Origin of the sequence: Yersinia similis, assembly GCF_001053095.1 — a bacterium.
In the GTDB taxonomy this organism is placed as follows: Bacteria; Pseudomonadota; Gammaproteobacteria; order Enterobacterales; family Enterobacteriaceae; genus Yersinia; species Yersinia similis.
In genome coordinates this window covers 1-9,798 of the sequence record NZ_CGBP01000053.1, presented here as the reverse complement: position 1 = coordinate 9,798, position 9,798 = coordinate 1, and the positions used below count along the sequence as shown (strand labels likewise).

Sequence of the window (9,798 nt, the reverse complement as noted above, 5' to 3'; positions counted from 1 at the left end):
CTGGCTGCTGGCTGCAAAATGAGCGTTGATCCGTTTCCCTGTCAAATGCCAAGGGGCATAGAGGCAACCACCAGCACCCTCAGCCGCATTGATACCCGGTCGCAGCTGGTTTTACCAGCTTGAATTTACCGGTGGCACATGAGCGCATACGAGAAGTGAACACCGGCCACGGTGAGTTTGGTTCTCTTGGCGCAATAATATATCTGGAGTAATGATGACTCACCATGAATATATGACATTGCTGGAAAAGCGCGTGCCTGAATTTACCTTCACCGACAATAACGATGTGGTGGTGACCCGGTTGGGGCTGTCGATTACGCTATTTTTTAAACAGGGATACACCCTGGAAAAACGAGAAAAAATACTGGCGTGTTTCCGCCGTTTCCGAGAGGAGTTTGGCACTCATTTACGTTTTCATGCCCATGAATTTAACGGGATGACAAAATACAGCCCGGAAAATATCACCAAAGTAGAAAATAGCATCCTGAAGAAAGGTATTTACGATTACGGTGGTTGGGATATCAGCGATGCGAAAAATAAGCATGAAGCCCCGAGTTGCATTATGCACTATCTGGATTCTGGCGATGATGACGACGGCGAAAACTCTTATCTTGGTTTAGTTCTACCCTGGCATTATCTTAAAGAAGTTCAGGGTATGGCACGATTCAATGATTGGTTGACTTACTTATGCCAGCAACTGGAGCCAGATAGCGGGGACTGCGGTTATTGTCTGTGTTTGCCACAAGATTATGATGATTATTGTCCTATCGAATATGAGCTAGCCAGACGTTATCCAGCGTTACAAGTAAATGCAAACGCCTTTGCTGCCGCAAGGCATTATAACCACAGTATTCGCGGTGTTAATTGGATCACCATTTTAAATAACCGCTATATCAAGCGATTAGGGGGGGAGGCCTGGGTGCGTCAAGTGCTCTCCCGTGACCCGGCGATCCACATTGAAAACTATGCCAATGGGCTGTTAATTCGTGCCGGTCAATATCCGGATTTGACCCCGCAGACAGAAGGGCTATCCGCCCACTATCTGGCGGTTAATCAACTGATCCGCCCAATACGCATAAAACCCGTGGAAGGCCATTCCCTGCATTTTTATGGTGTTAATCAGTTTGATGAACAATCCACGGTGGCCTGGTACGCCCGATACGATCTTTCGAGTGCCGGTATAGAAGAGACCTGGTGGGAGCTGGATCATGAGGCAGAAGATTTCAGGAATGTTCCGAGCTCACCGCCATGAGAACGGTAATCGAAGGGAAGAAAGTCATTCTGGTAGGGGATAGCACCACCACTGGCGGTAAGGGAAATTTAAGCGGCCTAATTAAACCGTTTCAACACTATTGGTATTCTAATCACTACGAAGAGTAAACGAAGGCTAATTTCATTTTCACTTAGATCACTATTTAAAATATGCGCGGGAATGAACTGCTTTTATCAATAGCCTCTTTAATACTGAGGCTATTTTATCGTAAATATAATATTTTATCTCAAGGTTTATTGTCTAAATTGATTTTTTTCAATAATATATCTTATATCTAAGACGTGGAATGAACGCTTTGCTTGGGGGCGTAACTTGAACCCCAATGAAAATCAACTTACTGTAATAATTGTATTTTATTATTAATTTAGTGTAAATCTCTATATCTTTATTTGATTTAAAAAATTGAATTTAGCTAAAGTTACTTATGTAATAGTTTCATTTTTATGTTTTATTCACGTCTGTCTGTGGTTATTTTTCCCATCATATGATTATTTTTATTAACTATAAAATTATTAGGAATAACGTCATTATGATTATCGTGGCGTAACGTAATGATTATTTTTATGTACCCCAAGCTATTGGGGAAGGGAACTCCTCATGTCGCATTTTTATTATTCTATATTAGTGGCTGGCGTATTATTGAAAATAGTGGCTATTCCAGATGCCAGTTATGGCGCGGAATTAGCGCCCGTTCAACAAAGTATTCACCAACAGGAGCGGCAACGGGCACTTGAAGAGCGCCTGGCTCCGCCGACGCCGGATGTGCGCTTATCTGCGCCCTCGGCCTTTTTTAGCCATATTATTTTTCCGCTGGAGACCCCCTGCTTTGTTATTAATCGTATAAAAATCAGTGGGGCCGAGCCATTGCCCCGTTGGTTGCCGTTGCAACGCATTGCCGATCAAGCGCAAGGCCAGTGTCTGGGGGCCAAGGGCATTAACCTGCTAATGAGCCAGATGCAAAACCGTTTGGTCGAACACGGCTATGTGACTACCCGTGTGCTGGCCCCGCAGCAGGATTTAAACAGCGGCACGCTGGCGCTAAACGTCGTGCCCGGCAAAATACGCGTTGTGGAACTGACGCCAGACAGTAATAGGTATGTCACGTTATTCAGTGCTTTTCCTGCCCGTGCCGGGACGCTGTTGGATTTACGTGATATTGAACAAGGCTTGGAAAATCTACAGCGTGTCCCCACGGTGCAAGCCAGCATGGAGTTGATCCCAGGCTCTTCCCCCGGTGAGACGGATATCATTCTGAACTGGCAACAACGAAAAATGTGGCGGCTGGCAGCCTCACTGGATGACGCGGGTACCCGCAGCACTGGCCGCTATCAAGGGGGGGCGACGTTGTTTCTGGATAACCCGCTTTCTCTGAGTGATCTGTTTTATGTCTCTGTTGGTGGCGCACTGCAACGCCGTGGCGATAAAGGCACGAATAATCTGACCGGCCATTACTCATTGCCATTCGGTTACTGGACCGCAGGCATGACCGCCAGCCGTTATGACTATTACCAGGCCGTTGCGGGCCTGAATGGCGATATCAACTACCGAGGTGAAAGTGAGAACGTGGCGTTCCAACTCAGCCGGTTGTTGCACCGTAATGCCAGCCAGAAAACCACCTTTACCTACGATGTGCTAACCCGTTCGTCGAAAAACTATATCAACGATACCGAAGTAGAAGTACAGCGCCGTCGCACCTCGGTCTGGCGGATTGGGCTACAACACCGCCACTTTATCTCGCAGGCGATTTTGGATGCCGGTATCAGTTATCAGCGCGGCACCCGCTGGTTTGGTGCCATGCCCGCGCAGGAAGAGTATTTCGGCGAAGCCACCGCCCTGAGCAAAATTCTGCGATTGAATGCGCAACTGGATATTCCTTTTGCGGTTATGGCGCAAAACCTCCATTACAACCTGCAATATCAGCGCCAAAGTACCAACACGCCACTGACGCCACAGGATCAGTTCTCCATTGGTGGCCGCTGGTCGGTGCGCGGTTTTAATGGTGAGCGCACGCTGATTGCCGATAGCGGCTGGTGGGTGCGCAATGATATCGGCTGGTATCTGCCGCTACCGGGGCATGAACTGTATGTCGGTGTGGATTACGGCGAAGTCGGTGGTCGTAGTGGCCCTTATCTGTTGGGCCGCCATTTGGCGGGCAGTGCCGTCGGGGTACGTGGCAACGTACTGAATACCCGCTATGACCTGTTTGCGGGGAAACCGCTCTCTAAACCTAATGGTTTCAAAACCGATTCGCTGGCGGTGGGTTTTAACCTGAATTGGCAGTACTGATGCGCCCGATTAACTTTAATTAACTTAACTTTAATTAACCCTACTTAACTCTCTGGGATGAGCCATGAATAAAAACCTGTACCGTATCGTTTTTAATCAAGCGCGAGGCATGTTGATGGTGGTCGCCGATATTGCTGCCTCCGGTCGGGCTGCATCGTCGCCATCGTCAGGTGTTGGGCATACTCAGCGCCGCCGGGTCAGTGCCTTATCACCATTGAGTTTTAGTCTGTTAATGGCCTTGGGTTGCATCTCGTTATCCGCTCAGGCCGCAATTGTGGCGGATGGCAGTGCGCCGGGTAATCAGCAGCCGACCATTATCAGCAGCGCCAACGGCACCCCTCAGGTTAATATCCAAACCCCCAGTAGCGGCGGTGTCTCGCGCAACGCTTACCGCCAGTTTGATGTCGATAATCGCGGGGTGATCCTCAATAACGGCCGCGGTGTCAACCAGACCCAGATTGCCGGATTGGTTGATGGTAATCCGTGGCTGGCGCGGGGCGAAGCCAGCGTGATCCTCAACGAAGTCAACAGTCGCGACCCAAGTCAGCTCAACGGCTATATCGAAGTGGCCGGACGTAAAGCGCAGGTGGTGATCGCTAACCCAGCAGGCATTACCTGCGAGGGCTGTGGTTTTATCAACGCCAACCGCGCAACCCTTACCACCGGTCAGGCGCAGCTCAATAACGGCCAACTCACCGGCTACGATGTTGAACGGGGTGAAATTGTTATTCAGGGAAAGGGCCTGGACAGCCGCGGTCAGGATCATACCGATCTGATCGCCCGTTCCGTTAAAGTAAATGCGGGCATCTGGGCCAATGAACTGAATATCACTACCGGGCGCAATCAGGTTGATGCTGCACACCAGAATATCAATACCAACGCCGCCGATGGCCGCCCTCGTCCTGCCGTGGCGGTCGATGTGGCTAATTTGGGGGGGATGTACGCCGGTAAAATCCGCCTAATCGGTACTGAAACCGGTGTTGGCGTGCACAATGCGGGCGAGATAGGAGCTTCTGCAGGTGATATCGTGATTACGGCCGACGGTATGCTGGTGAACAGCGGCCAGATCAGCAGTGCTCAACAGCTGGCGGTGAATACCCCCTCAGGCATAGAGAATAGCGGTGTGCTCTATGGGAAGGGCAATACCCAACTGACCACAGCGGGTAAACTGAGCAACAGTGGCACGGTCGCGGCGGCGGGCGACACCTTGATCCGCGCGGCAGAGGTTAACAGCAGCCGCAACTCTGTCTTGGGTGCTGGCATTAAATCCGATAACAGTGCCATTACCCATGGCACCCTTGATATTAAAGCCCGTGGGCAGCTAACCGCCCAAGGGAAAAATACTAGCGGCACGGCGCAGACATTTAATGCGAACCGTATTGATCTCAGCGGTAGCCAAACTCAGAGCGGTGATCTGACGTTCACCACCGAAGGTGGCGACATCGATTTGACAGGGGCTAACCTGTTCGCCAATCGTCGCCTGTCTGTTTCGACCCCTTTTCTGCTACGCACCGGTAAAGCTAACTTGTTCGCGGAGCAAATCGCGCTCGACGCACAAGCGCTCGCTAATGTGGGGGGCGTGATAAAGCAAACCGGGATGACCGACTTCAACTTGAATCTACCGGGTTATATTGATAACCGTGGTGGCTCTCTCCTCACCCGCGGCAACTTTTTGCTGCAAGCTGAACACTTGACCAGTAATAGCCAGAGTTTACTGGGTGCTGGCATACAGAGTGATGGCAAACTGGCCCAGCGTGGTGAACTCAATGTCACCACGCGGCACGCCTTGATTGCTCAAGGGAAAACGCTAGCCGCAGGCACTCTGGCACTCTCCGGCAGCCAGCTTGATCTTACTGATAGCCTGACACAAGCCAAGGATATGCGGCTGACAACCACAGGAGGCGATATTGCGTTAACCGGTGCCACGGTGATGGCAGCTAACACGTTGTTTGCGGATACCCGCCAGATCCTGCGCAGTGATAAGGCTTACCTCACCGCTGATCAAATCAATCTCACCGCCGATTCCCTCTCTAACGTTGAGGGGCGGGTCGTCCAAAAAGGCAGCGGTGATTTTAGGCTGGATCTCCCCGGCTATCTGGACAATCGGGGCGGTGTGCTGCTCAGCAAAGGCAATCTGGTACTGCAAGCCGAACGCCTGACCAGCAATAGCCAGAGTTTGCTCGGCGCAGGGATACAAGCCGATGGCAGTAAGGCCAGCAAAGGGGATTTACAGGCCAATACCACGCAAGCATTGATTGCTCAGGGGCAGAATGTCGCTGCGGGCGCCATGACATTATCCGGTAGCCGCGTTGACCTCACTGGCAGCCAGACGCACGCCAGCAATATCATGATCACCGCCCGTGACGGTGATGTTACGACCCGCGAAGCGGCCTTGATCACCCCCGGCACTCTCTCGATGACTGCGGTAGCCAACCCTGAACAAACCCTGAATAACCGCGGCGGGAAATTACATGCCGATAATATCCAACTCAATCTGGCCAAACTGGAGAACAGCAACGGGGAAATTGCGGCAGCGACCGACCTGTGGCTACGTCTACAAAGCGATTTCATTCATCAGGCAGGCACGCGTTTAACGGCAGGGCGTGATCTGCTCTTTAACAGCCGTGGCGCATTGATTAACCAATATAAACTGGAAGCCGGGCGGGATATGCAACTCACCGCGCTCAGTATCCGCAATACCAGTGCTGATCGTAATACTAATGCTGATAATAGCAGCCTGCTGGCCGGGCGAGGCTTGTCACTGAGCACCGATAGCCTGTTTAACCGTGGGGCTATCTATACCACCGGTGTCGGGCAATTTACCGTCAACGGCAATACAGAGAACATCGGTGAAATTTACACCGAACAGCAACTGACCTTCACCGCCACCGGCAATCTGGCTAACCGCGGCGTGATGCAAACTCGTGGAGATATGCAGCTATCGGCTCAGGGTGACTTCAATAACAGTGGCATGCTGTACAGCGCAGGTGACCAGATGCGGCTGTCCATCGCCGGTAACCTGACCAACGAGGGCAAGCTGCACGCCGCCAACGGGGAAATACGCCTATTGACCGAGGGTGATCTGGATAACCGCGGTAGCCTTTATGGCGCAGGGAACAGCGAAATCACCACGCAGGGGGATGCCGTTAATACTGGCTCGGTTTATACCCAGGGCGCGCTACAGTGGCTGACAAAGGGCAGTGTACGCAACAGCGCTTCCATCGCCGCACTTGGGGATCTCCAACTGCGGGCTAACGACTTACTTAGCGACAATCAATCCCTAATGGCGGCGGGATTGAAGGCCGACGGTAGCCGGAGCGACAGCGGTAATCTGGCGGTCAGCACAGAGCAAGCCTTGATAGCGCAAGGGCAAAATATTGCCGCAGGGTCGCTGGCGTTGGCGGGTAGCCAGATTGATCTCACCGGCAGCCAGACTCAGGCCTGCGCCATCAGCCTCACGGCAAAATCGGGTGATATCACATTAACGAGCGCCGTGATTAAAGCCGCCACTCAGTTATTAGTGACCCAGCTAGCCGCGACACGATCATCATTTATACCGCCATCATCTATACCTCCATCCTCAACACGATCATCCTCAACACGATCATCATCAACACAAGCATCATCAACACAAGCATCGGCCAGTCCCAGCGTCTTGCTGCGTACCGATAAGGCGAGTTTGATAGCCGATCAGGTCACGTTCGATGTGCAAGCGCTCTCCAATCTCGGCGGCGTAATCGCGCAAACGGGGGCCACCGATTTCAACCTGAATCTACCGGGTTATTTAGATAACCGTGGTGGCACAATCTTCTCCAAAGGCAACGTGGCCATACAGGCGCAGGGCCTTGATAGCGACAGCGGTAGCCTGTTAGGCGCGGGTGTGCAAAGTGATGGCAAGCTGACGAACGCCGGTGATCTGGTGGTGACGGTCCGTCAGGACTTAATCGCGCACGGGCAAAGCCTTGCCGCCGGTGCCATGACGTTAACCGGCAGCGGGGTTGATCTCACCGGCAGCCAGACGCAAGCCCGCGGAATAACCATCACCGCCAACAAGGGGGATGTCAGCACCCAGCGCGCCAATATTCTCTCCCTTGGCTCGCTGGCTATCAATGCGGGCGCAAATGCAGGGCAAACCCTCAATAACCAAGGCGGCGCACTTCAGGCGAATAACATCGCGTTAAACCTTGGCCAACTGGATAACCGCACAGGCAAGATAGCGGCCAGCCAGGACCTGACTCTGGGGTTACAGCGTGACTTCAACATTCTGGCCGACTCTACCCTTCAGGCCGGGCGTGATTTCTCCTTTACCACCCACGGCGCTTTAACCAATGACGGGCAGTTGTTGGCGGGGCGCAAACTGAGCACCCGTTCGAACAGTTTACTGAATAACGGCAATATCCGTGCGGTGCAAGCCGATCTCCGTGCATCTGGCGCACTGACTAATTGCGGGGAAATATTAACCCGCGGTGGGCTAAGTACTGATGCCAACACCTTGTTTAATAGCGGCACCCTCATCGGTGCCACCGCCACGCTTAACGCGCGGGAACGCATCACTAACTCGGGTCCTAACGCCCTGATCGGTGCAACGGATAAAAACGGCACATTAGCGCTGTTGGCACCGGTAATTGAAAACAGTGATACCGTCACGCGCACCGATACCGCACCGACCACCACCCTGTTAGGCATGGGTAAGGTTATTCTGGCTGGCGGGCAAGATAATAGTGGCAATTACTCGTCTGCGGCCCAGGTGCTCAACCTTTCCGGCCTGATTGAATCCGGAAACGATCTGCTGGTTTACGCCAAGACGCTGACCAATCGCCGTCAGATTTTAACGGCCACGACAGACTTTATCGTGGGTGACACCGTAAAGGGGGCGGCTTACTGGACGGCAGAAAACCCCGATATTCCGGGGGGGCGTTATACTCAACCCCCTGCCGGTGGTCCAATGAACAGTGATTATATCGGCACGAACTACACCTCGACTGTTGCCTATAACCGCATCGATCAAATCAGCCCGGAAGCGCAATTGCTCGCGGGTGGCAATTTGACGCCTCAGGTGGGCACGCTGGAAAACAACTGGAGTAAAGTGAGTGCGCAAGGCGTGATCGATCTTACGGGGGTCACGCTGCAACAAGATGACTGGGGGATCCAACAACGTCTGGTTGAGCAGACCACCTCCAGCGGTGAGTATCGCTACCGGACCTATAAAGGTAAGTTGTGGGGTATCGCCTGGGGGCCGGAAATGAAGCTGCGCCCGAACAACCAATATGCCTCGAGCATCACGGCCAAAACCCTGACTGGCAGCGGCACGGTGATAAACAATACGGTGATAAACAATGGGGCAGCACCCGGCGCGATTGTCGCCCCACGTGATCGCGACAGCACGGGCAAGAATATCGCCGTCGAGTTCAACGGGATCTCCCTGACGCTCCCGCGCAGCGGGCTGTATCAGCTCAAGACCGATAAAGGTGACTATGCCCCCGGCCCGGAAGCGGCGTTATCTCTCGCGAATATCAGCCCCCCTTCCTCTCTCGATGCCACGGGCCAGCGTGGGGTTCCTCCCCCGTCTGACGATCTCAACCGAACCGGCCTTGTTACCCCAGATCGGGCGGTCAGCGGCGGCTATCTGGTGGAGACCCATCCGGCGTTTGCCAGCCTGAATAACTGGAAAGGGTCGGACCTCTATTTGCAGCAACTGAGCCGCGATCCTTCGGTGATACACAAACGGCTGGGGGATAACGCCTATGAACAGCGGCTGTTACGGGATCAGGTGCTGGCGTTGACGGGGAGAACGGTGGCCAGTGATTACCGTAGCGAACAGGCACAGTTCGAGCAGCTCTTTGCCGCCGGCGTCCAGTACAGCAAAGCGTTCAATTTGGCACTGGGTACGCGCCTCAGTGCGGAGCAGATGGCAACCTTAACCCACAATATCGTGCTGATGGAGAACCGTGACGTCGCCGGGCAAACCGTATTAGTCCCCGTGGTCTATCTGGCGGGGGTTAAACCGGGCGATCTACGTGCTAACGGGGCATTGATTGCGGCGGAGAATATCAGCCTGACCGAGGTACAGGGGTTCGCCAATGCGGGGGCGATCAGCGCCACCAATAACCTGCAAATCAGCATGGCGAAAGACATCACCCTGAACAACCGTGGCGGCTTGCTTCAGGCGGGTAATCACCTGCAACTCAGCACGCTGAACAGCGATATTGACCTGACCAGCGCGCGACTCAATGCCACGG

3 protein-coding genes and 1 pseudogene are annotated in these 9,798 nt (G+C 53.2%); all 4 read left to right on the top strand.

Features of this window, described 5'->3' with window-relative positions; all coding sequences use genetic code 11:
• The first annotated feature begins 214 nt into the window (after window positions 1-214).
• Window positions 215-1,252, top strand: coding sequence for a type VI immunity family protein (locus AC971_RS20835; RefSeq protein WP_025381537.1), 1,038 nt, complete (start codon window positions 215-217; stop codon window positions 1,250-1,252).
• On the top strand, window positions 1,249-1,380 hold the full coding sequence (locus AC971_RS25530) for a hypothetical protein (RefSeq protein WP_258953840.1): 132 nt from the start codon (window positions 1,249-1,251) through the stop codon (window positions 1,378-1,380). The genes AC971_RS20835 and AC971_RS25530 overlap by 4 nt, the downstream gene beginning before the upstream one ends.
• Window positions 1,381-1,870: 490 nt before the next feature.
• The gene (locus AC971_RS20830) at window positions 1,871-3,559 is read left to right on the top strand and encodes a ShlB/FhaC/HecB family hemolysin secretion/activation protein (RefSeq protein WP_025381536.1); all 1,689 of its coding nucleotides are present in this window, start codon (window positions 1,871-1,873) and stop codon (window positions 3,557-3,559) included.
• 64 nt (window positions 3,560-3,623) lie between these two features.
• A pseudogene (gene cdiA / locus AC971_RS20825) lies at window positions 3,624-9,798 on the top strand (contact-dependent inhibition toxin CdiA); the annotation flags it as partial.

Excerpts from the sequence above, each read along its gene's own strand:
- AC971_RS25530 (WP_258953840.1), top strand. The coding sequence starts at position 1,249 with ATGAGAACGGTAATCGAAGGGAAGAAAGTCATTCTGGTAGGGGATAGC.
- AC971_RS20830 (WP_025381536.1), top strand. The coding sequence starts at position 1,871 with ATGTCGCATTTTTATTATTCTATATTAGTGGCTGGCGTATTATTGAAA.
- AC971_RS20835 (WP_025381537.1), top strand. The coding sequence starts at position 215 with ATGACTCACCATGAATATATGACATTGCTGGAAAAGCGCGTGCCTGAA.